At 53.1% G+C, this 19379-nt stretch carries 23 protein-coding genes, 1 other RNA gene and 1 pseudogene; 8 read left to right on the top strand and 17 right to left on the bottom strand.

The annotated features are described in order from the left end of the window. Nucleotides 1–5: 5 nt before the first annotated feature. The 4 genes from agaE to kbaZ are packed head-to-tail and all read right to left on the bottom strand — an operon-like array spanning nucleotide 6 to nucleotide 3481. A complete protein-coding gene (gene agaE / locus GJ746_RS22310; protein WP_154682152.1) occupies nucleotides 6–884 on the bottom strand; it encodes a PTS N-acetylgalactosamine transporter subunit IID in 879 nt (292 codons plus the stop codon). Then, complete coding sequence (agaW, locus tag GJ746_RS22305) at nucleotides 874–1653, bottom strand: PTS N-acetylgalactosamine transporter subunit IIC (RefSeq protein ID WP_061076209.1); 780 nt, start codon at nucleotides 1651–1653, stop codon at nucleotides 874–876. The genes agaE and agaW overlap by 11 nt, the downstream gene beginning before the upstream one ends. A 10-nt stretch (nucleotides 1654–1663) precedes the next feature. After that, a complete protein-coding gene (gene agaV, locus GJ746_RS22300) occupies nucleotides 1664–2137 on the bottom strand; it encodes a PTS N-acetylgalactosamine transporter subunit IIB (protein WP_154682151.1) in 474 nt (157 codons plus the stop codon). Between the two features lie 12 nt (nucleotides 2138–2149). Continuing rightward, nucleotides 2150–3481, bottom strand: coding sequence for a tagatose-bisphosphate aldolase subunit KbaZ (gene kbaZ, locus GJ746_RS22295; protein ID WP_195908770.1), 1332 nt, complete (start codon nucleotides 3479–3481; stop codon nucleotides 2150–2152). 220 nt (nucleotides 3482–3701) lie between these two features. Here kbaZ and GJ746_RS22290 point away from each other — a divergent pair, with 220 nt between their 5' ends. Further along, nucleotides 3702–4511 carry a DeoR family transcriptional regulator gene (locus GJ746_RS22290; RefSeq protein WP_154682149.1) on the top strand — a complete coding sequence of 270 codons (810 nt, stop codon included), beginning with the start codon at nucleotides 3702–3704 and terminating at the stop codon, nucleotides 4509–4511. A gap of 46 nt (nucleotides 4512–4557) precedes the next feature. On the opposite strand, the gene garD is transcribed toward GJ746_RS22290, so the two are convergent. Next, complete coding sequence (gene garD / locus GJ746_RS22285) at nucleotides 4558–6129, bottom strand: galactarate dehydratase (RefSeq protein ID WP_154682148.1); 1572 nt, start codon at nucleotides 6127–6129, stop codon at nucleotides 4558–4560. A 598-nt stretch (nucleotides 6130–6727) separates the two neighbouring features. Here garD and GJ746_RS25680 point away from each other — a divergent pair. The 6 genes and pseudogenes from GJ746_RS25680 to GJ746_RS22260 form a co-directional block, all read left to right on the top strand. Next, nucleotides 6728–6823: pseudogene (locus GJ746_RS25680) on the top strand (hypothetical protein); the annotation flags it as partial. A gap of 28 nt (nucleotides 6824–6851) precedes the next feature. Beyond that, the gene (gene garL / locus GJ746_RS22280) at nucleotides 6852–7631 is read left to right on the top strand and encodes a 2-dehydro-3-deoxyglucarate aldolase (RefSeq protein ID WP_154682147.1); all 780 of its coding nucleotides are present in this window, start codon (nucleotides 6852–6854) and stop codon (nucleotides 7629–7631) included. A gap of 219 nt (nucleotides 7632–7850) precedes the next feature. Continuing rightward, nucleotides 7851–8741 carry a 2-hydroxy-3-oxopropionate reductase gene (gene garR / locus GJ746_RS22275; protein WP_154682146.1) on the top strand — a complete coding sequence of 297 codons (891 nt, stop codon included), beginning with the start codon at nucleotides 7851–7853 and terminating at the stop codon, nucleotides 8739–8741. Nucleotides 8742–8806: 65 nt separating this feature from the next. Continuing rightward, a complete protein-coding gene (garK, locus tag GJ746_RS22270; RefSeq protein ID WP_154682145.1) occupies nucleotides 8807–9952 on the top strand; it encodes a glycerate 2-kinase in 1146 nt (381 codons plus the stop codon). 32 nt (nucleotides 9953–9984) lie between these two features. Next, nucleotides 9985–10363: RNase P RNA component class A (gene rnpB, locus GJ746_RS22265), an RNA gene on the top strand. A 434-nt stretch (nucleotides 10364–10797) separates the two neighbouring features. Continuing rightward, entirely contained in the window at nucleotides 10798–11208 is a 411-nt protein-coding gene (locus tag GJ746_RS22260; protein WP_154682144.1) for a Spy/CpxP family protein refolding chaperone, read from the top strand. Between the two features lie 33 nt (nucleotides 11209–11241). On the opposite strand, the gene GJ746_RS25270 is transcribed toward GJ746_RS22260, so the two are convergent. Together GJ746_RS25270 and GJ746_RS22255 are read right to left on the bottom strand one after the other, a co-directional pair. Further along, nucleotides 11242–11403 (bottom strand): hypothetical protein, encoded by a 162-nt coding sequence (locus GJ746_RS25270; RefSeq protein WP_195908769.1) that lies wholly within the window; start codon nucleotides 11401–11403, stop codon nucleotides 11242–11244. A 24-nt stretch (nucleotides 11404–11427) separates the two neighbouring features. Continuing rightward, complete coding sequence (locus tag GJ746_RS22255) at nucleotides 11428–12129, bottom strand: pirin family protein (protein WP_154682143.1); 702 nt, start codon at nucleotides 12127–12129, stop codon at nucleotides 11428–11430. Between the two features lie 104 nt (nucleotides 12130–12233). Here GJ746_RS22255 and GJ746_RS22250 point away from each other — a divergent pair, with 104 nt between their 5' ends. Then, entirely contained in the window at nucleotides 12234–13130 is an 897-nt protein-coding gene (locus tag GJ746_RS22250) for a LysR family transcriptional regulator (protein WP_154682142.1), read from the top strand. A gap of 36 nt (nucleotides 13131–13166) precedes the next feature. Here GJ746_RS22250 and GJ746_RS22245 read toward each other — a convergent pair whose 3' ends face one another. From GJ746_RS22245 to exuR, 10 genes are all read right to left on the bottom strand, one after another. Next, nucleotides 13167–13535 (bottom strand): DUF805 domain-containing protein, encoded by a 369-nt coding sequence (locus GJ746_RS22245; protein ID WP_154682141.1) that lies wholly within the window; start codon nucleotides 13533–13535, stop codon nucleotides 13167–13169. Nucleotides 13536–13661: 126 nt separating this feature from the next. Then, complete coding sequence (locus GJ746_RS22240; RefSeq protein ID WP_154682803.1) at nucleotides 13662–14648, bottom strand: glutathione S-transferase family protein; 987 nt, start codon at nucleotides 14646–14648, stop codon at nucleotides 13662–13664. A gap of 193 nt (nucleotides 14649–14841) precedes the next feature. Beyond that, nucleotides 14842–15234: a DoxX family protein gene (locus GJ746_RS22235; RefSeq protein ID WP_154682140.1), complete on the bottom strand. Its 393-nt coding sequence runs from the start codon at nucleotides 15232–15234 to the stop codon at nucleotides 14842–14844. 339 nt (nucleotides 15235–15573) lie between these two features. Further along, nucleotides 15574–15873 (bottom strand): YqjK-like family protein, encoded by a 300-nt coding sequence (locus GJ746_RS22230; RefSeq protein ID WP_154682139.1) that lies wholly within the window; start codon nucleotides 15871–15873, stop codon nucleotides 15574–15576. Next, complete coding sequence (locus GJ746_RS22225; protein ID WP_154682138.1) at nucleotides 15870–16268, bottom strand: phage holin family protein; 399 nt, start codon at nucleotides 16266–16268, stop codon at nucleotides 15870–15872. The genes GJ746_RS22230 and GJ746_RS22225 overlap by 4 nt, the downstream gene beginning before the upstream one ends. A 2-nt stretch (nucleotides 16269–16270) precedes the next feature. Further along, nucleotides 16271–16576 (bottom strand): DUF883 family protein, encoded by a 306-nt coding sequence (locus GJ746_RS22220; RefSeq protein WP_154682137.1) that lies wholly within the window; start codon nucleotides 16574–16576, stop codon nucleotides 16271–16273. 42 nt (nucleotides 16577–16618) lie between these two features. Further along, nucleotides 16619–16987 (bottom strand): DUF1090 domain-containing protein, encoded by a 369-nt coding sequence (locus GJ746_RS22215; RefSeq protein WP_154682136.1) that lies wholly within the window; start codon nucleotides 16985–16987, stop codon nucleotides 16619–16621. Between the two features lie 150 nt (nucleotides 16988–17137). Next, entirely contained in the window at nucleotides 17138–17515 is a 378-nt protein-coding gene (mzrA, locus tag GJ746_RS22210; protein WP_195908881.1) for an EnvZ/OmpR regulon moderator MzrA, read from the bottom strand. 8 nt (nucleotides 17516–17523) lie between these two features. Continuing rightward, the gene (yqjA, locus tag GJ746_RS22205; RefSeq protein ID WP_154682134.1) at nucleotides 17524–18186 is read right to left on the bottom strand and encodes a DedA family general envelope maintenance protein YqjA; all 663 of its coding nucleotides are present in this window, start codon (nucleotides 18184–18186) and stop codon (nucleotides 17524–17526) included. Nucleotides 18187–18525: 339 nt separating this feature from the next. Further along, complete coding sequence (gene exuR / locus GJ746_RS22200) at nucleotides 18526–19302, bottom strand: transcriptional regulator ExuR (RefSeq protein WP_154682133.1); 777 nt, start codon at nucleotides 19300–19302, stop codon at nucleotides 18526–18528. Between the last annotated feature and the right edge of the window lie 77 nt (nucleotides 19303–19379).

The raw sequence follows: 19379 nt of genomic DNA, 5'->3' as shown, positions 1-19379 counted from the left end.
TTGTTTTACAGGAAGTGACAGAATTTGCCGACGATACCGAGCACCACGGTGATACCGATAAGGCGTAGCGGGCTCCAGCCGCGGCGTACCAGCCAGTACATGGTCAGGGTGTAGACCAGCGGCAAGAAGGCAGGCATCAGCTTATCAATAACGTCGGCCTGCAATTTTACAACCGCGTCGCCGGCCTTGATTTCAAGGGTGGTATTCAGACGAACATAGGTTGCCACCAGTGCCCCAATGACCGTCATCCCAACGATAGACGCTGCGTGACCTACTTTCTTGGTGTTCGCTTTGATAAGCGGAATCGCCGCGACGCCCATTCGGTAAGCATAGTGCGCCAGGCCAAACCGCAGGCCGAGGTGGACGACGTTAAACAGCACAATAAAGACCACGGCGCCGAGGATAGAACCTTGCAGAGCCAGGCTGGCTCCAATCCCGCCGCAAATCGGCAGCAGCGTCAGCCAGAACATCGCATCGCCAATCCCGCCGAGCGGCGCGCCAACGGCGATTTTGGTACTCTGAATGCTGTTGACATCCTGCTTGGAACGCTCCATTGCCAGAATGATGCCAATAACAAACGTCACCAGGAAAGGATGGGTATTGAAGAAGCCCATATGTCCTTTCATCGCACGGGCCAAATCGCGTTTATTGGTATGGATCTTTTTCAGTGCGGGCAGCAAACCGTACAACCAGCCGGATGCCTGCATACGTTCATAGTTAAAAGACGCCTGCAGCAGCATGGAACGCCATGCTACGCGGTTAATGTCCTTTTTGGTGAGATCCGCGCCAATGTTCTGATCTTCATAGACGTTTTCGTTCACTCCGGTCAGCAGAGTCTCTTCGTTTTCAGCCACGTTCGGCAGAGTATGTTGATTAGATGCCATCTTCGAATTCCTCTTTCTGTGCCGCTGGCTGAGTGGGTTCTGGAGATTTACGCAGCAGATCGATAAGCGCCATAGCCAGCGCGGCGGCGGCGATAGCCAGCACCGGCAGCTTGAGCCAGGCAGCGCCAACGAAACCAATGATAAAGTAAGGGATGTAGACGTTCTTCATCATGATTTTAAGCAGTACGGCAAAACCAATCGCTGGCATGATGCCGCCCGCGACGCCCAGGCCGTCAATCAGCCTTTCAGGCAGAACGTCAATAGCGGTTTTTGCGTGCTCCGCTCCGAAGTAAATCGGCAGGAAAGCGCAAAGGAAGTAAAAAATCCCAAGCGCCAGCAGCGCCAGATAGTTAACCCGTTCAATGCCCGCGGTGTCCGCATTTGCCGCCATACGATCGCAGCGGGACATCACGCCGGACATGACCGAGAACAGGAAGGTAATGCCCATTTGTACGGCGACGGCAAACGGTACGGCGACCCCGACGGCGACGTCAGGCTTCACGCCGGTAGTGATGGCGAACGTAGTCCCGACGATAGTACCGATAATGACGTTCGGCGGTTGAGCGCCGGCCAGCGGCGCCAGACCCATCCACACCAGTTCCAGCGTACCGCCGGTTAATATACCGGTATGCAGATCGCCCAGAATCAGACCCACCAGCGGCCCGAGCACCACCGGACGGTGCATATGCGTTAACCCGTTGAACATATCCAGGCCAGCAATAAAGGCGAGAATACCTAATGCAAAAGCCTGTAACAGACTAATTTCCATTGTGAATCCCTCAAAGTAGTTTAAAGAGATCCAAAGCCGGTTCCGTTGGGACGCCCTGAACGAAGCATTCCACTCCAGCCGCTTTCAGGCCGTTAAACGCGCTAATATCATTCGCGTCGACAGAAACCGTTTTGGCAATTTGTTTTTTACCTTCGGCGTAATGCATGTTTCCAACGTTGATGCGAGTGACGGGCACGCCGCCTTCAACCAGCTTGAGAAAATCAGTCGGCGTTCTGCATACCAGCAAAATTTTCTGCCGGTCAGCAGCGCGGTGAATGTTATCGATCACTTTCTGCAGCGACCAGAAACGTACGGCAATCCCTTCCGCCAGTACCATTTCCATCAGGTTCTGCTGCACGGTGTCTTCCGCTACTTCATCATTAGCGACCAGTACCAGATTTGCCCCCGCAAATCCGACCCACTGTACGCCGACCTGACCATGAATGAGTCTTTCGTCGATACGGCTAAGTACGATATTTGGCATAGCGTTTTCCTCTTAGTTGTTATCCGTTATGGAAGTAACGCCCTGACAGGCGGCATGGTACTGCTGCAGTATGTCCTGAATGTGGTTGATGATGAGTTCCCGCGGCGTGGCTCTGAGATCTCCCTCGCGGACTTTTACGTATTGCAAAGGCAAATACTGACTGATTAGCGGCAGCGGAATCGGATCGTCCGCCAGATTGCGCACTAATCTCTCGAAGGCGTCATCGATCTGGCTGTCCGGCCAGTAGTAACGAACGCGATCTGAATAGCTGTAGCCGCGGGCCAGACGACGCGCGTTGCCATCACCGTGGTAGTGGCTTTGCCAGTATTCCGGGCGATCGAGCATCACGGACTCAAGGACTTGACGCAGGCCTGAGCAGGCTTTGGCCGGAAGCAACTCCTCTTCAATGGCGGCCAGTGAGAACAGCGCTTCGCGCAGTGCGAAGGTCAACGCCGGACCCACTTTCAGAATGGCGAAGTGATCTTTCACCAGCTGACGCAGAGACTGCGGCGTCTGGTAATCCGTGGAGTGTGCCTCGAAGACCAGCGTGTCGTACGCTTCCACCATTTTGCTTAGAGCGACGGCTTTTTGCGGTTGATAATCAATGATGTGCGTATGATCGAACTCGACGCCGGGTTGCACCACCAGGGCGATAATGCGGGGCCAGATGGTATCCAGACCCAGCTTTTCAAATGCATGGTGATGGGCTTCCAGCGTGGCGCGCGCCGCATCGGGAGTTGTGACAGCCAGTTCAGTTAGCGTCTCATGGGCACCGCCCGGCACCGGTACTTCGGTACCGATGACGTAGACGAGATCGGATTTGCCAAACAGTTCAGCGCAGGTCTCTTCGGCAACCCTGGCCAGACGCGCGGCACGTTCAGCGACGATAGCATCGGTTAATGGCACCGGATCGCCCTGACAGGACATGCTGCAATCAAGATGGATTTTTTTAAAGCCGGCAGCCACATAGCTTTTGATCAGGTCGTCGGCATTGGCCATCGCCTGCTCCGCTGGCAAGCTTTGCCAGCGGTTTGGTCCGAGGTGGTCGCCGCCCAGAATCAGCTGCTCCTGGGGAAAATCAAGCGAGTCGGCCAGCTGGCAAACGAAGTGGCGAAAATCGGCTGGGATCATTCCCGTATAGCCGCCAAACTGATCAACCTGATTGGAGGTTGCCTCAATCAGCAGCGGCGTGTGTTTAGCATGGGCGTAACGTATTGCGGACTCCAGAACCAGCGGGTGCGCCGAACAAACGGCATATATCCCGTTTGCTTTTCCCCATTTATGCTGTTCCACCATAGTAGTCAGATGTTTCACTTTCCTCTCCAGGTCGGATAACTTCGACATAAATCTTTCGTTTTGTTTCATTTGATACTGCATCATGGTGTTATAAAAATAAAACGAAAGATAATGGTTTTCCGATCTGTTTCACAAAAGAAACGTAATGAAAGGTTTGTGTGATGAATTTATGGGCAGAGGTACTCATCATGGGGCTTGCATTCGGCTAAAAGAAAGGTGTTAATAGTCAAAACGAAATGAAACGAAAGAATTAATCAAAGGATTTCTTATGAGCAACACCGACCCTTCCGCAGATAAACGGGTACCCGGTACCAGCGAAAGACGCGAGCAGATCATTCAGCGGTTGCGGCAGCAAGGAAGCGTACAGGTGAACGATCTTTCTGAATTGTTCGGCGTTTCCACAGTGACAATCCGTAACGATCTGGCTTTCCTCGAAAAGCAGGGGATCGCCGTTCGGGCTTATGGTGGCGCGTTGATCTGCGACAGCAATATGCCAGGCGTAGAGCCCTCAGTTGAAGATAAAAGCTCGCTGAATACGGCGGTAAAACGGCGTATTGCCGGAGCCGCCGTTGCGCTGATCGAATCGGGCCATCGCGTTATCCTCGATTCCGGTACCACGACCTATGAGATTGCCCGTCTTCTGCGTGAGCATACTGACGTTATTGCGATGACCAATGGGATGAATGTGGCGAATGCGTTGCTGGAGGCAGAGGGCGTCGAGTTGCTGATGACCGGCGGGCATTTACGCCGCCAGTCGCTGTCTTTCTATGGCGATCAGGCCGAACAGTCTTTGCAAAATTACCACTTTGATATGCTGTTTCTCGGGGTTGATGCGATCGATCTGGAGCGGGGCGTCAGCACCCATAATGAAGATGAGGCCAGACTTAATCGCCGGATGTGTGAAGTAGCGGAACGAATTATCGTGGTCACCGACTCGACGAAGTTTAACCGTTCCAGCCTGCATAAGATTGTCGACACCCAGCGGATTGATACCATCATCGTCGATGATGGTATCCCGGCGGAAAGCCTTGAAGGGCTGCGTAAAAACGGCGTTGAAGTGATTCTGGTGAGCGCGTAAATCTTGCAATGCCGGGGCGTTGCTCCGGCATGTCGACGAAAGATTTTCAGGTTACCGGCGCTGGGTTAAACACCGCCAGCTGGTTGTGCAGGCCCCATTGATCTGAAAAGGTCTTCTTACGGCCGCTGGCGACATCAAGAATAAACTCAAACAGCTTCAGACCCACGTCTTCGATCGTTTCTTCTCCGGTCGCAATGGTTCCCGCATTGATGTCCATTAAGTCATACCAGCGGTTTGCCAGTTCGGTACGCGTCGCCATTTTAATGACCGGTACGGCGACCAGTCCATACGGCGTACCGCGACCGGTGGTAAAGACCTGTACGGTGATCCCGGAAGCCACCTGCTGAGTACCGCAGACAAAGTCGCTCGCCGGAGTCGCGGCGTAAATCAGGCCGCGTTTGGTTGGGCGCTGTCCCGGTGAGAGTACCTCGGCAATCGCGCTCTTCCCGGACTTGGCGATAGAGCCCAGCGCTTTTTCTACGACGTTTGCCAGGCCGCCTTTCTTGTTGCCCGGAGAAGGGTTAGCGCTGCGGTCGGTTTTGCCCATATCGAGATAGTTATCATACCAGGCCATCTCTTCCAGCAGGCGTTTACCCACCTCTTCGTTAATGGCGCGCGGCGTCAGAAGATGGATCGCATCGCGAACTTCGGTGACTTCGGAGAACATAACGGTGGCTCCGCAGCGCACCAGCAGATCGGACGCGTAGCCCACCGCCGGGTTGGCGGTTACGCCAGAAAAGGCATCGCTGCCGCCGCACTGCATGCCAACGACCAGCTCGGAAGCGGGACAGGTTTCACGCTGACGCTGGTTCAACTTCTCCAGATGGCGTTCGGCGACCTGCAGAATGTCATCAACCATCGATTTAAAACCGACGTGCTTTTCATCCTGCAGGCTGACGATGCTGGCGCTATCTGGCGGAATGCTTTGCGCATCGTCGGTGCCTTCCAGCAGTCGCTCCGGCTGCAGTTTTTCGCAGCCAAGGCCAATTACCATCACTTCGCCGCCGAAGTTTGGATTGAGCGCCAGGTTGTGAATGGTGCGGATAGGAACGACCGCCGCCGGCGCGTTAATCGCCACGCCGCAGCCATAAAGGTGGTTCAGACCTACGACGCCGTCGACGTTGGGATACTTCGGCAGCAGATCGCGTTCGATAATTTTCACCACGTAATCGACGACTCCCGCCACGCAGTGCACGCTGGTGCTAATGCCGAGCAGGTTTTTCGTACCAACGCTACCGTCGGCGTTGCGATACCCTTCGAAGGTATAGCCTTCCAGCGGCGGCAGCGGCGCCGGGACTTTTGTCGCCAGCGGTAGGGTATGCAGCGGCGGTGCCTCAGGTAGTTCCACCAGCGATTCGTCAATCCAGCTGCCCTGTGGGATATCGCGCACCGCGTAGCCAATCACTTCGCCATAACGGATGATTTCACCGTGTGCGGGAATATCAACCAGCGCAACTTTGTGCCCTTGCGGGATATGTTCAACCAGCGTGAGGCCATCAGGAAAACGCGTTCCGGCCTTTAAACCCTGGTCGTTAACAATTATCGCTACGTTATCCGTATCGTCTACTTTTATATAAAACGCCGTTGGCGATTCTTGTCTAATTTCAATGCTAGCCATTGTTCAGTATTCTCCAGCAAGGTGCGAATAATAAATAAAACGTTTATTCAATTTCTGGTGGGAAGATTTTCTGAATAAAGGATGTCAGGTGTTTGAATTTGAAAATGTGATCTTAATCACCCATTGCTGCGAGAGGAAACTCGGCAAGGGGGGAAATCACTGGAACTGTGGATCAGCGCCCACTGATTGTGGCATCTGCACAGTAATAATGATTTTTTATTACTTTTTTATGGTTTTTTTGCACAGTGTTCAATGGCCGGGAGCTGATTATACTGAGTCATGCTTGCAATATGCAGTATGGGTTAATCGATACGACTGAAACAGGAACCATTAAATAATTACACGTAGCATCAAAAATAAATAACAGAAGGTTTCAGGTTGCCGGGGAATAATTAATGGATAGTGTATTCAACAATAGAGAAGAAAATAATTGTGTCAACCGGATATTTAATTCTGTTGTCTCCCTTTATTGTTACCACCCTCGGCTCCGTAAATCGGGTCATGTTCTCTGTTGCGGATGCGGACATCGTTAAAGAGCCGCAGATAAGCGCGGTGTCTGTGGGGTACATCTCCTGCCAGGTTTTGTGTATACGCTCCCGCAGGACTGGTTTTCGTCGGATGGGCGGTTCTGCTAGCGATGGTTTGCTATCTGTTTATTGTCGGTGACATCAAACGTAGGGAACTGCAGAAATAATTAACGGTTAAGTGACAAGGTATAAACGATGAATAACGATATCTTCCCGAACAAATTCAAGGCCGCCCTGGCGGCGCATCAGGTACAGATTGGCTGCTGGTCCGCGCTGGCCAGCCCGATTAGCACCGAAGTTTTAGGTCTGGCTGGTTTTGACTGGCTGGTACTGGACGGCGAGCATGCGCCAAACGACATTTCGACCTTTATCCCGCAGCTGATGGCGCTCAAAGGCAGCACCAGCGCGCCGGTCGTGCGCGTGCCGACCAACGAACCGGTCATCATTAAGCGCCTGCTGGATATCGGTTTTTATAACTTCCTGATCCCGTTTGTGGAAACGGAAGAGCAGGCGATTAACGCCGTTGCCTCAACCCGCTATCCGCCTGAAGGTATCCGCGGCGTTTCCGTATCGCATCGCGCCAATATGTTCGGTACCGTGCCGGACTACTTCGCCCAGTCGAACAAAAACATCACCATCCTGGTACAAATTGAAAGCCAACAGGGCGTAGATAACGTTGACGCGATTGCCGCCACTCCCGGCGTTGACGGTATTTTTGTCGGCCCAAGCGATCTGGCCGCAGCGCTGGGTCATCTGGGCAATGCCTCCCATCCGGAAGTACAGAAAGCTATTCAGCATATTTTTGCCAGCGCGAAAAAGCACGGTAAGCCGAGCGGTATTCTGGCGCCGGTTGAAGCCGATGCGCGCCGTTATCTGGAATGGGGCGCGACCTTTGTCGCTGTCGGCAGCGACCTGGGCGTTTTCCGTTCTGCCACGCAGAAGCTGGCTGACTCCTTTAAGAAATCTACCCAATAAATTTCGAGCTGCATCAAGGTGGCAACTAAGCGAATCCCCAGGAGCTTACATGAGTAAGTGACTGGGGTGAGCGACAAATCTGTCTGGAACAGATTTGAACGCCGCTTGCGGCGGCCCGTAAGGGCGAGGCCTATGGATGGGCCGAGTATTTGCCGCCAACGAAGAGGCAGCTTGAAAGGTGAAGGGTATTACCACCACCGAAACTAGAGAGATAAAGACATGACAATGAAAGTTGGTTTTATTGGCCTTGGCATCATGGGTAAACCAATGAGTAAAAACCTCCTCAAGGCAGGTTACTCGTTGGTGGTTGCGGACCGTAATCCGGAAGCCATTGCCGAAGTGGTTGCCGCAGGTGCTGAAACCGCCGCTTCAGCGAAAGCGATTGCTGAACAGTGTGATGTGATCATCACCATGCTGCCAAACTCTCCGCACGTGAAAGAGGTGGCGCTGGGCGAAGGCGGCATCATTGAAGGTGCGAAGCCAGGCACCGTATTGATCGACATGAGCTCCATCGCGCCGCTGGCGAGTCGTGAAATCAGCGAAGCGCTAAAAGCGAAAGGCGTGGATATGCTGGATGCGCCGGTCAGCGGCGGCGAACCGAAGGCCATCGACGGTACTCTGTCGGTCATGGTTGGCGGCGATAAAGCAATTTTCGACAAATATTACGATTTGCTGAAAGCGATGGCGGGTTCCGTGGTGCATACCGGCGAGATTGGCGCAGGCAACGTGACCAAGCTGGCTAACCAGGTGATTGTTGCGCTGAACATTGCGGCGATGTCCGAAGCGTTAACGCTGGCGACTAAAGCGGGCGTGAATCCGGATCTGGTGTATCAAGCCATTCGCGGCGGCCTCGCCGGGAGTACGGTGCTGGATGCTAAAGCGCCAATGGTTATGGATCGCAACTTTAAGCCGGGATTCCGTATCGATCTGCACATCAAAGATCTGGCGAATGCTCTGGACACTTCTCACGGTGTAGGCGCCCAGCTGCCGTTAACCGCCGCGGTAATGGAGATGATGCAGGCGCTGCGCGCCGACGGTCTGGGCACCGCCGACCATAGCGCGCTTGCATGCTACTACGAAAAACTGGCGAAAGTGGAAGTCACTCGCTAACAAGAAGGGCGCTGATGAGCGCCCTGTAATTCTTGCCTTGCGCGGCACTGTCAGGCTACATAACTATGAAAATCGTAATCGCCCCAGACTCTTATAAAGAAAGCCTCTCGGCCACTGAGGTTGCACAGGCTATAGAAAAAGGTTTTCGGGAAATATTCCCCGATGCGCTCTACGTGAAGGTTCCTCTCGCCGATGGCGGAGAAGGTACCGTTGAGGCGATGATTGCCGCCACGCGGGGGATCAGGATGAGCGCCTGTGTCACGGGGCCGCTGGGTATTCCGGTCGATGCCTGTTGGGGGCTTTCCGGCGATGGTAAAACCGCGTTTATTGAAATGGCAGCAGCCAGCGGGCTGGGGCTGGTGCCGCCTGCGCAGCGTAATCCGCTACTGACGACATCGCGCGGTACCGGTGAGCTTATTCTGGAGGCGCTGGATCACGGGGCGAAAAATATCATCATTGGTATTGGCGGTAGTGCGACGAATGACGGCGGTGCGGGGATGGTACAGGCTCTGGGCGCGCGTCTTCGTGATGCAAATGGCACGGAGATTGGCAACGGTGGCGGTAGTCTGTGTAGCCTGAATTCGATAGATATTTCTGGCCTTGATGCGCGACTGCAGAAGTGCGCTATTCGGGTGGCCTGCGATGTTACCAATCCGTTGATCGGCGATACCGGCGCTTCACGGATATTTGGGCCGCAGAAAGGGGCTGACGAAGCGATGATCCGTGAGCTGGACAACAACCTGGCGCACTACGCTGATGTTATTAAGGCCGCCTTGCATGTTGATGTGAAGCAGGTTGCCGGAGCGGGTGCTGCGGGCGGCATGGGCGCTGCGCTGATGGCGTTTCTCAACGCTGAGTTACGCAGCGGAATTGAAATTGTGACCCAGGCGCTGCATCTGGAAGAGCATATCCTCGATTGCTCGCTGGTGGTAACCGGCGAAGGCCGACTGGATAGCCAGAGCATTAACGGTAAAGTACCGGTTGGCGTGGCGAGCGTGGCGAAAAAGTATCGTAAGCCGGTGATCGGCATTGCCGGTAGTCTCACCCGGGATGTCGGCGTGGTTCACCAGTATGGGATTGATGCGGTGTTTAGCGTGCTGAGCAGCATATCTACGCTGGAAGAGGCGTTTCGCGGCGCGGCGGACAATATTTATCATGCGTCGCGTAATATAGCGGCGACATTACAGGTCGGGATGGCTACGGAAGGATGACAACCGACGACAAACCCTCTATACTTCGCGCCGAAGCTGACCAGACAGTCGCCGCTTCGTCGTCGTCCTCTTCGGGGGAGACGGGCGGAGGGGAGGAAAGTCCGGGCTCCATAGGGCAGGGTGCCAGGTAACGCCTGGGGGGCGCAAGCCCACGACCAGTGCAACAGAGAGCAAACCGCCGATGGCCCACGCAAGTGGGATCAGGTAAGGGTGAAAGGGTGCGGTAAGAGCGCACCGCGCGTCTGGTAACAGTTCGCGGCACGGTAAACTCCACCCGGAGCAAGGCCAAATAGGGGTTCACAAGGTACGGCCCGTACTGAACCCGGGTAGGCTGCTTGAGCCAGTGAGCGATTGCTGGCCTAGATGAATGACTGTCCACGACAGAACCCGGCTTAACGGTCAGCTTCCTCATTCAACGAAAACCCTCGCCAGCAATGGCGGGGGTTTTTGCTTATGGCCTCAGGTTTATCCAACGACAACCCCTATCAGAAACGCCAGTAATTGCGAGGGTAGGCAACGTTCGCTGCTTTAATTGCCCAGTGGCGAGTAGCGCCTTAGCGGGCATACGGGCGCGGGTGTAGTAGGTCAGGTAAGGCGTCAGCCGCAACCTGACAAAAACGCGGGCACGATGCGTAAAACTGATTTGTTATCAGCTTCAACATGACTCATAAGATAAAGAATAGTTATTTTGTATACTTTAAATAAATTGGTTTGTTTAAAGTATTCATATTAATTATAAATCGCCGATCTTAACTACATTCATACGTACTATTTATTACATTTCGTCATCTGCTTCTGAAAAATAATAGCTCGCTAAATCGGTGATAATTATTCAGGATAAAACAATGAAATTAATGACCCGCATTGCATTTACTGCCGTTCTCGCCACTGGATTCTCAATGGCGGCTCAGGCTGCGGATGTTAACGCTGCGCCCGCCCCGGCGCAGGATCCGATTGTCCAGCACTTAAAGCTGACCAACGATCAGGTGGCGAAAATTAAAAGCCTGCATCAGCAGCTGGAGAAAAGCGTGCAGCAGATTTCGCAAAAAGAGATTAAAGACGGCGCACTGTTTGAGGTGATTGATTCCGGAAAATGGAATGAGCAGGCGGTCAAAGATCAGCTGGCGGCGTTTAGCAAAGTGGAACAGCAGGTTCGTTACTATCGCGTGAAGTACTATTTCGATGTAAATCAGGTGCTGACGCCAGAGCAGCGTAAGCAGGTGCAAAAAGATTTGGCGCAGGAATTGAGTGAGTAAAGCCATCGGCCCCGGCAGGGGCCGATACCGGCGTCAGGAGACGCTCTCTTCATCCTGGAGCCGGATCTCCGCTTCCGCGACGATCGCTTCCAGTTCGCTCAACATCTCTTCATAACCAAAGCTAACCATCGTGATGGTTTCTGGCTGCGGCTGCTGCATCGATGCCGCTACTTTTTTTGTTTTCTTTTTGCTCACAGGCAAACTCCCTTACCGCCGTTGTTACACAGGTAAATCTATCAGCAAAGCGCGCAGCGGCGTATCGGCGACGAGGGTAATGTTAGCTTCATCACGAATAAATGCGCCATCACCGCAGGTTAACGCCTGCTTCTCATCTTCCTTCACCAGGGCGAGTATCGTCCCGTGAATTGACTGCAGGTAGGCGCGCGGGCCGTGAAGCTGCACATTAAGCTGCTCGCCTTTAGCCAGTTCAATATGGTGGATCCATACCTGCTGACGCAGCTGAAGACTTTGCTGGCTGCCGTCCGGCGAAGCCAGCAGCTGCTGCGGTCCTGCGCCAATAGCGATTTTTTGTACCAGCGGGTTTTCATGCTGTGGGCAGGCATCCAGCCACAGCTGCATCCGCGTCAGTGAGTTCTCTTTACTCAGATTGTGCTCGCTGTAGCTAACGCCGGGTTGAGTCGAGATAAGCAGCGCTTCGCCAGTTTTGGCCTGGATGTGGTTGCCATCGCTGTCGCGGTATTCCGCTTCCCCTTCCAGAATCAGGTTCAGAATGTCGACTTTCGGGTAGGTACGCGGCTGGAAAGATGCGCCAGGAGCCAGAACTTCCTGGTTGAGCACGCGCAGCGACGCGTAGCCCAGCAGTTTCGGGTCGAAGTAGTGGCCAAAGGAAAAGGTGTAGCGGGCCTGCAGCCAGCCGAAGTCTGCTTGACCACACTGTTTGGCTGTTCGTGTTGTAATCATCTTCTTGACCTCTCTTTACACTTAATCAATGGTAAAGGTATGGACGCTGTATTGTTAGCCAGATATTCTGCCCGGTATGTTCAAATTTACTGAATGAGAGTGCGATGGCTAAAGAGAGAGCATTAACGCTGGAAGCGTTGCGCGTAATGGATGCGATTGACCGACGCGGAAGCTTTGCGGCGGCGGCAGATGAGCTTGGTCGAGTGCCTTCAGCGCTGAGCTATACCATGCAAAAGCTGGAAGAGGAGCTGGATGTCGTTCTGTTTGACCGTTCAGGTCACCGAACAAAATTCACCAACGTTGGCCGAATGTTGCTGGAGCGCGGGCGCGTTCTGCTGGAGGCTGCGGATAAGCTGACCACCGATGCCGAAGCGCTATCTCGCGGCTGGGAAACGCACTTGACGATCGTCACCGAGGCGCTGATTCCGACGACAAATCTGTTTCCGTTAATTGAAAAGCTGGCGACCAAATCGAATACTCAGCTGTCGATTATTACCGAAGTGCTGGCCGGAGCCTGGGAGCGTCTTGAGCAGGGACGGGCGGATATTGTTGTTGCGCCGGATATGCATTTTCGCTCCTCCTCGGAAATTAACTCCCGCAAACTCTATTCGTTGATGAGCGTCTACGTTGCTGCGCCGGATCACCCCATTCACCAGGAGCCGGAGCCTCTTTCTGAAGTCACGCGCGTTAAGTATCGCGGCGTGGCGGTTGCGGATACCGCCCGTGAACGTCCGGTGCTGACGGTACAGCTGCTCGACAAACAGCCGCGTTTAACCGTAAGTACGATTGAAGATAAACGTCTGGCGCTGCTGGCAGGACTGGGGGTTGCCACCATGCCTTATCCGTTGGTTGAGCAGGATATTGCCGAAGGGCGTCTTCGGGTGGTCAGCCCGGAGTACAGCAACGAGGTCGATATTATTATGGCCTGGCGTCGCGATAGCATGGGTGAAGCAAAATCGTGGTGCCTGCGGGAAATCCCGAAACTGTTTTCGGGAAGATAAAAAAAATACGCCCCTTTTTAATGAGGGGCGCATCGTTTAGTAAGAGGTTGGTTTTGGATCGGGCCCGAAGCGGTTATTACCGGGGGTGCCGCTCTGGCAGTTGAAAGCCAGAATCACCAGCCAGCCGATAATCGGTATCAGCAGTAATAACAGCCACCATGCCGAGCGGTCAGTATCGTGCAGGCGACGAAACTGTACCGCCCACCACGGTAAAAATATCAGCACGCCATAAATGGTGGTCAGAATACCTTCACCTCCTGCTCGCTGCCATCCGAGCATCTTATCGATGATGCTGAGGACGCCGGTCAGGATGATATTGACCAGAATAAACATCCAGTACTCTTTGCGCCGGGCGCGACCGCCAAATCCAATATAGTTTTTTAATACTTTAAGATACCAGTCCATTTTTACGCCTCAATTAGCCGTCAATCACTTGTTTTTAAAGCGATTGAAATAAGAATAGACGCGAATGTAATGATGGCAAATATTTGTTTCGTGAATTATTGGGCGCGGAAAGTCGCGCCCAGGATTTTAGCGGAAAAGAAGATCGCGGCCGTGCGGTTCGTTGAGATCCTGCTGCGGGCCAGCGGAGATAATTCCGGTAGGATTGATGGTTTTATGGCTACGGTAGTAATGGTTGCGGATATGAGCAAAGTCTACCGTATCAGCAATGCCCGGCATCTGGTAGATATCGCGCAGGAAGCCATAAAGATTGAGATAATCGATGATGCGGCGTTTGTCGCATTTGAAATGGGTCACGTATACCGGGTCGAAGCGTACCAACGTAGTCCACAGGCGGATGTCGGCTTCGGTCAGCTGGTTACCTGTCAGGAAGCGATGTTGACCAAGGATTTGCTCCAGACGCTCCAGCGAGGTAAATACCCCATCGACGGCTTCATCATAGGCCTGCTGGCTGGTCGCGAATCCGGCTTTGTAAACACCGTTGTTGACGTTGTCATAGATCCAACCGTTCAGCTCATCAATTTGAGCGCGCAGTTCAGGCGGGTAGTAATCGCCTGCGCGAGCACCAAGTCCATCAAACGCGGTATTAAACATGCGGATGATTTCCGCCGACTCATTGCTGACGATGGTGTGCTGCTTTTTGTCCCACAGTACCGGCACCGTAACGCGTCCGCTGTAGTGCGGATCGGCATGCAGATAAAGCTGATAAAGATATTCGTGCTGATAAAGCGTATCGCCCGTGGCTGCCGGAAAGCTGTCGTCGAAAGTCCAGCCATTTTCGAACATCAAGGGGTTGACCACGGAAACGGAAATGAACGGCTCCAGCCCTTTCAGGCTGCGCAGAATCAAGGTGCGATGCGCCCATGGACAGGCCAGAGAAACGTACAGATGATAACGGTCTTTTTCGGCGGCGAACCCGGCTTCTCCGCTTGGTCCCGGCGCACCGTCGGCGGTCAGCCAGCTGCGAAAGGCGGAAACGGAACGCTTGAATCTTCCACCGGTGGATTTGGTGTCATACCAGGTATCGTGCCAGACGCCGTCAATTAATTGTCCCATCATTTCCTCCTTTATACCCGTCATACTTCAAGTTGCATAACTCGCCCCATCCTTGTCTTCGCCCCTTCAGGACCCGCGCAAGCGATGTTCAAAACGGTTATCCGTTATGTCCTGCAACCCGAATTATTTCGGCTATAGATAGCAAAAGCGAGGAGATATCCCCTCGCTATTTTTATTCATTAGTATAGTTCGCTTACCACTTTTTATTCAGGACGCGGTCGATGCTAAACGCGCCCGGGCCAGTGATAGCCAGTAGCAGGAAGCCGCCTGCGATGGTCAGGTTTTTCATGAACATCAGCGAGTTGACGCCTTCAGCAAAGTTGCTGTGGAACAGGAACGCGGTCAGCACGGTGAAACCGGCGGTGAACAGCGCGGTAGTACGAGTCAGGAAACCGACCAGGACTGCCAGACCGCCACCAAATTCAAGCAGAATAACCAGCGGCAGCATAAACCCAGGGACGCCCATGGCCTCCATATACTGTTGAGTACCCGCATAACCGGTGATTTTGCCCCAACCTGCGGTAATAAACAGAATGGGCATCAGAATGCGCGCTACCAGTACACCAACATCTTCTAATTTTTTCATTTCCTACTCCAGAAAACCCAAAGGGCGGCGATTTTTGTTTTTAGACGCAATCCTGCGTGTGGTGCGGGGTTGCTGTCGATGGAGTGAATATTAGCGAGGCCGTGACCTAATTGTTAGCAAGGAAAACTGTAGATCTTCTTCAAAGAATCTGAGTGATTTTAGATAAATTAGATGAATAGAAAAGGGGATACAACGGCGCGAAAAGCAGGGCGCTGGCTGAATGTTTCAGGTAGTTGAATGAGAAAGAAGAAGGGCAAATCTGATAGATATTGTACGTTGATGTTAGTGCGGCTGACGACTGACCGGTCTGTAGAGTAGTTCAGACTCAGCCAGTCACTTTCAGCGAGATGAGGTCTGGCGCAGCAGATTGCGGGCCATACGCCAGGTACTCCAGATACCGAGGCTGCGTTTTGCCCAGCGCAGTAAAAAACGCGGATGGCGAACTGACCATACTGCCACGATGCCGCTACCGACCATCGCCCATGAACGCAGATTCAGCAGGGTGTTCCAGCCCCGGTCAATGGGGGCGGTCGCTTCAAGCCAGCGGCGGTGGCTGGCGCTAAGGTCCAGCCGCTGCTGTTGGATCAGGCGGAGCAAAAGCGCTTTTTGTCTTTCACGTTCCTTCTGCTCGCGGCTCATGGCTTATCGTCCTCCAGCAATGCGCGGTCGTTTGCCAGCTCCTGGCGCGTAAAGCGCAGGAACGTTGAACGACGAGCCTTGCGTAACGTCCAGATACCGCCTATCAACGCTGCCAGCAGGAGCGTCACCGTCGTGGCGAGCATTACGTTCAGGCGATACTGAGCATCAACGGCCCAAATAATCAGGACCAGCAGGCTCATCAGGCCAAACGCGGCAAACAGCAGCGTCAGTCCAAGCATCAGGAATAGCTGGAAGAGATTGGCTTTCTCCTCTTCCAGCTCCACGACTACCAGGCGCAGGCGCGTTTCCACCATCTCAACCAGCAAAGTGACTATCCGCTGACCGATGCCGAAAATGCTTTGCCCGGGCCCTTGAGTGTGTTGAGAATTCGCCATAATTAGCGACGCGTCAGCAGGACACCCAGCACCAGCCCGACGGCTGCGCCGATCCCTACCCCGGTCCACGGATTTTCACGGACGTATTCATCAGCACGTGCAGCGGTTTCACGCGTTTGCTTCAAAATGGCGTCGCTGGTTTCACCCAGGCGAGCACGACTTTCTTTCAGCGCACTTTCGGCTTTACTGCGCAGCTTACCGATCTCTTCTTTCGACTTGTCCGTGGAGGAGTTCAGCACTTCTTCCAGGGTGTCAGCCAGCGTCTTCAGTTCCGCACGCAGGTCTTCTGCAACGTTATCTTTAGCCATGTTTATCTCCTGTTAAAGTGGTCCATATTGGTCTTGCTTAAATCAGTACTCGCGAGACTGCAGCTCTTTCAGTTCTTGCTGCGCTTCGTCGAGTTTACGTTGGCGCTTGCTGATTTTGTCAGCATCACCTTTCTGTTCAGCTTCGCGCAGGTCGCTCTGGCGTTCGGCAATTTCTTCCTTCTGTTTAGCTATTTTTTGCTGGTGATCGGCTTTGAGCTTGCTGTCGCTGCAGTTATCTTTAACTTCGCTGAGCGCCCGCTTCAGACCATCAATACGATGCTGATTTTGATGTTTTTCTGCGTAGCTGATCTCCCGCTGAATATCCTGCTCTTTTTCCTGACAAGGGGAGATGGCAAAGGCGCTGGCGCTAAGCGAAGTCAGAACCAGGATCAAAGCGATGCGGTGTTTCATGGATACTACCTTCCATTGTGTGAGGACATATCTTAAGGATATATCCGATCCAGTTGATTAACGTGAGCCTGGTGACTCCCGCAAACTTAATGATAGTAAGTAAAACGGGAAATCACCAAACAGGGTGAATATATTCGGAATTTTCGGTGATTACCCGAATCTGTGTGGGGTATCGCGCAGGCGCGAAATCCAGGCAGTTGGTGAGTCATCGTCTTCCAGTAGAGCGATAATATAACCATGTGGCAGGGCGCGGCCCAGAACTTCTTTTGCCGCGGCGCCCTGAGCGCTGGAGTCAAACTTGATGAGCAAGCCGTCTTTTTGCGGCGTAATGCTTTTAAAGCGGATGCCGTTGGCATCAAGGTGGTGCCAGACGGAAAAACCGTCCGGCATGCTGATACCCTGGCTCACGGGACGAATAGCCAGGGTGGATTCCTGATGCTGCACGGTAAGCCAAAGCCAGAACAGAGCGCACAGGAGTAGCGAACCGCCCAGCACCCATCTTATCTGACGCAGAGAGGGTCGTTGCATCGCCATGGTTAGCCCCGGCTCCGGTGTTTTTTCTTCCACAGAACAATCAGTGAGCCAATCAGACCGAATACCAGCAGCGCGACGGGTAGCAGCATCAGGCAGGACATTAGCTGATCTTCATACTTCAGGAAGACCGGCGTTTTTCCCAACAGGTATCCCAGCGAGGTCAGAATCAGGACCCACAGCAGACCGCTCATCCAGTTGAAAAACTGGAAGCGTGCACTACTGAGGCCTGATAGTCCGGCAATGGTTGGCAGCAGCGTACGAACAAAGGCGATAAAGCGGCCAATCAGCAGTGCGGAAAGCCCGTGCTTATGGAACAGGTGATGCGCGCGCTGATGGTAGTGCGAGGGGAGATGCGATAGCCAGTTTTGTACTATTCGCGTATTGCCCAGCCATCGGCCCTGGATATAACTTAGCCAGCAGCCAAGACTCGCCGCAGCGGTAAGCAGCAGCAGCGTTTGCGGAAAGCCCATCGCGCCTTTAGCAATCAGGACGCCGACCAGTACCAACAGGCTATCGCCCGGTAAAAAAGCGGCGGGCAGTAAACCGTTCTCAAGGAACAAAATCATAAATAAGACAAAGTACAGCATGCCAATCATGGAGGGATTAGCGAGGGTTTCGTAATCCTGAGCCCACAAGGCATTCAATAATTGGGTTAATAGTTCCATTCACGATTCCTGGTACATCGGTTAACGGCACGTCTGAACGCGGTATTATGCATGGCGACATCGTTTCTTATTAGATTATGGTCGCTACTGCGCTCTGAACTGTTCCCTGTTTAAAAGTGAAGTCAGCAAAAGCTAACTCTCAGAACGACGAAATGCATCTAATTGTAACAAACCCGCTGACTTTACGTCAGAGAAATTGCAGTTTGTTGCATTCTGATTTTGCTGATTGCGAGGGAGGGTGGCGAGTGTATTTACACAGGCTGACACTATATATGCTTTGCTTACCCTGAGGGCTTTGCGGGCAGCAGATGCATTGCCACCCGGTGTAGAGATAACTGTCTATTTTGCGCCGTTAGTGGCTGTATCGAGATGAACCACTGGATTATCAGCAAAGAGATAACGATCGGCATTGAATTCAAAGTCATCGCTGGTTTCATTGAACAACATCAGCTTGGTGTTTTCCAGATGCTGCCACATGGCCAGCTTAGCTGCATGCGGGTCTTTGCGAATCAAAGCCTTGAGAATTTGATCGTGATCGTCGCACCAGTTATCAACGGTCCGCGAGTCGATATGATCGTGCAATTTTTTCCAGTAGGGATTATGCACGCGCTGGGTCCACATTTTTTCTACGATGGCGGCCAGAGCGGTATTTTGCGTCGCCAGAGCCACCTGAACATGGAACTGGAGATCCCATTCCGAATCGCGAAAGCATTTCTCTTTGCGCGCTTTTTCCTGGATTTCCATCAGCTTCATGATGTCCTGCTTGGTCACCTGAGTGGCGGCAAACTCGGCAATATTGCTTTCTATCAGCTGACGGGCCTGCAAGAGCTCAAAAGGGCCATAATTGGCGAACTCCAGCGAATCGTCGGTAATTTGCTGGTGTTTAGGATGGTTAGAGATAACGTGAATGCCGGAACCTTTACGCACTTCAACGTAGCCTTCTACTTCCAGCATAATGATGGCTTCGCGAACCACGGTGCGACTCACGCTTTTTTCGTCAGCGATAAACCGCTCTGCGGGTAGCTTATCGCCTACAAGGTAGACACCTTGTTCAATGCGCGTCTTAAGCTCAGCGGCAAGCTGCTGGTACAAGCGACGCGATTCAATGATTTCCATATTCGCTCCCGGGAGATGGCGACAATATTGGATTTGTTATACCACTTTTAGGCGTTTGTCACCACAAGAAGAGACGA

The sequence above is a fragment of the Klebsiella oxytoca genome, assembly GCF_009707385.1.
GTDB lineage: Bacteria > Pseudomonadota > Gammaproteobacteria > Enterobacterales > Enterobacteriaceae > Klebsiella > Klebsiella oxytoca_C.
This window is presented reverse-complemented; position numbering and strand designations above follow the sequence as displayed.

Excerpts from the sequence above, each read along its gene's own strand:
- agaE (WP_154682152.1), bottom strand. The coding sequence starts at position 884 with ATGGCATCTAATCAACATACTCTGCCGAACGTGGCTGAAAACGAAGAG.
- agaW (WP_061076209.1), bottom strand. The coding sequence starts at position 1,653 with ATGGAAATTAGTCTGTTACAGGCTTTTGCATTAGGTATTCTCGCCTTT.
- agaV (WP_154682151.1), bottom strand. The coding sequence starts at position 2,137 with ATGCCAAATATCGTACTTAGCCGTATCGACGAAAGACTCATTCATGGT.
- kbaZ (WP_195908770.1), bottom strand. The coding sequence starts at position 3,481 with ATGTCGAAGTTATCCGACCTGGAGAGGAAAGTGAAACATCTGACTACT.
- GJ746_RS22290 (WP_154682149.1), top strand. The coding sequence starts at position 3,702 with ATGAGCAACACCGACCCTTCCGCAGATAAACGGGTACCCGGTACCAGC.
- garD (WP_154682148.1), bottom strand. The coding sequence starts at position 6,129 with ATGGCTAGCATTGAAATTAGACAAGAATCGCCAACGGCGTTTTATATA.
- garL (WP_154682147.1), top strand. The coding sequence starts at position 6,852 with ATGAATAACGATATCTTCCCGAACAAATTCAAGGCCGCCCTGGCGGCG.
- garR (WP_154682146.1), top strand. The coding sequence starts at position 7,851 with ATGACAATGAAAGTTGGTTTTATTGGCCTTGGCATCATGGGTAAACCA.
- garK (WP_154682145.1), top strand. The coding sequence starts at position 8,807 with ATGAAAATCGTAATCGCCCCAGACTCTTATAAAGAAAGCCTCTCGGCC.
- GJ746_RS22260 (WP_154682144.1), top strand. The coding sequence starts at position 10,798 with ATGAAATTAATGACCCGCATTGCATTTACTGCCGTTCTCGCCACTGGA.
- GJ746_RS22255 (WP_154682143.1), bottom strand. The coding sequence starts at position 12,129 with ATGATTACAACACGAACAGCCAAACAGTGTGGTCAAGCAGACTTCGGC.
- GJ746_RS22250 (WP_154682142.1), top strand. The coding sequence starts at position 12,234 with ATGGCTAAAGAGAGAGCATTAACGCTGGAAGCGTTGCGCGTAATGGAT.
- GJ746_RS22245 (WP_154682141.1), bottom strand. The coding sequence starts at position 13,535 with ATGGACTGGTATCTTAAAGTATTAAAAAACTATATTGGATTTGGCGGT.
- GJ746_RS22240 (WP_154682803.1), bottom strand. The coding sequence starts at position 14,648 with ATGGGACAATTAATTGACGGCGTCTGGCACGATACCTGGTATGACACC.
- GJ746_RS22235 (WP_154682140.1), bottom strand. The coding sequence starts at position 15,234 with ATGAAAAAATTAGAAGATGTTGGTGTACTGGTAGCGCGCATTCTGATG.
- GJ746_RS22230 (WP_154682139.1), bottom strand. The coding sequence starts at position 15,873 with ATGAGCCGCGAGCAGAAGGAACGTGAAAGACAAAAAGCGCTTTTGCTC.
- GJ746_RS22225 (WP_154682138.1), bottom strand. The coding sequence starts at position 16,268 with ATGGCGAATTCTCAACACACTCAAGGGCCCGGGCAAAGCATTTTCGGC.
- GJ746_RS22220 (WP_154682137.1), bottom strand. The coding sequence starts at position 16,576 with ATGGCTAAAGATAACGTTGCAGAAGACCTGCGTGCGGAACTGAAGACG.
- GJ746_RS22215 (WP_154682136.1), bottom strand. The coding sequence starts at position 16,987 with ATGAAACACCGCATCGCTTTGATCCTGGTTCTGACTTCGCTTAGCGCC.
- mzrA (WP_195908881.1), bottom strand. The coding sequence starts at position 17,515 with ATGCAACGACCCTCTCTGCGTCAGATAAGATGGGTGCTGGGCGGTTCG.
- yqjA (WP_154682134.1), bottom strand. The coding sequence starts at position 18,186 with ATGGAACTATTAACCCAATTATTGAATGCCTTGTGGGCTCAGGATTAC.
- exuR (WP_154682133.1), bottom strand. The coding sequence starts at position 19,302 with ATGGAAATCATTGAATCGCGTCGCTTGTACCAGCAGCTTGCCGCTGAG.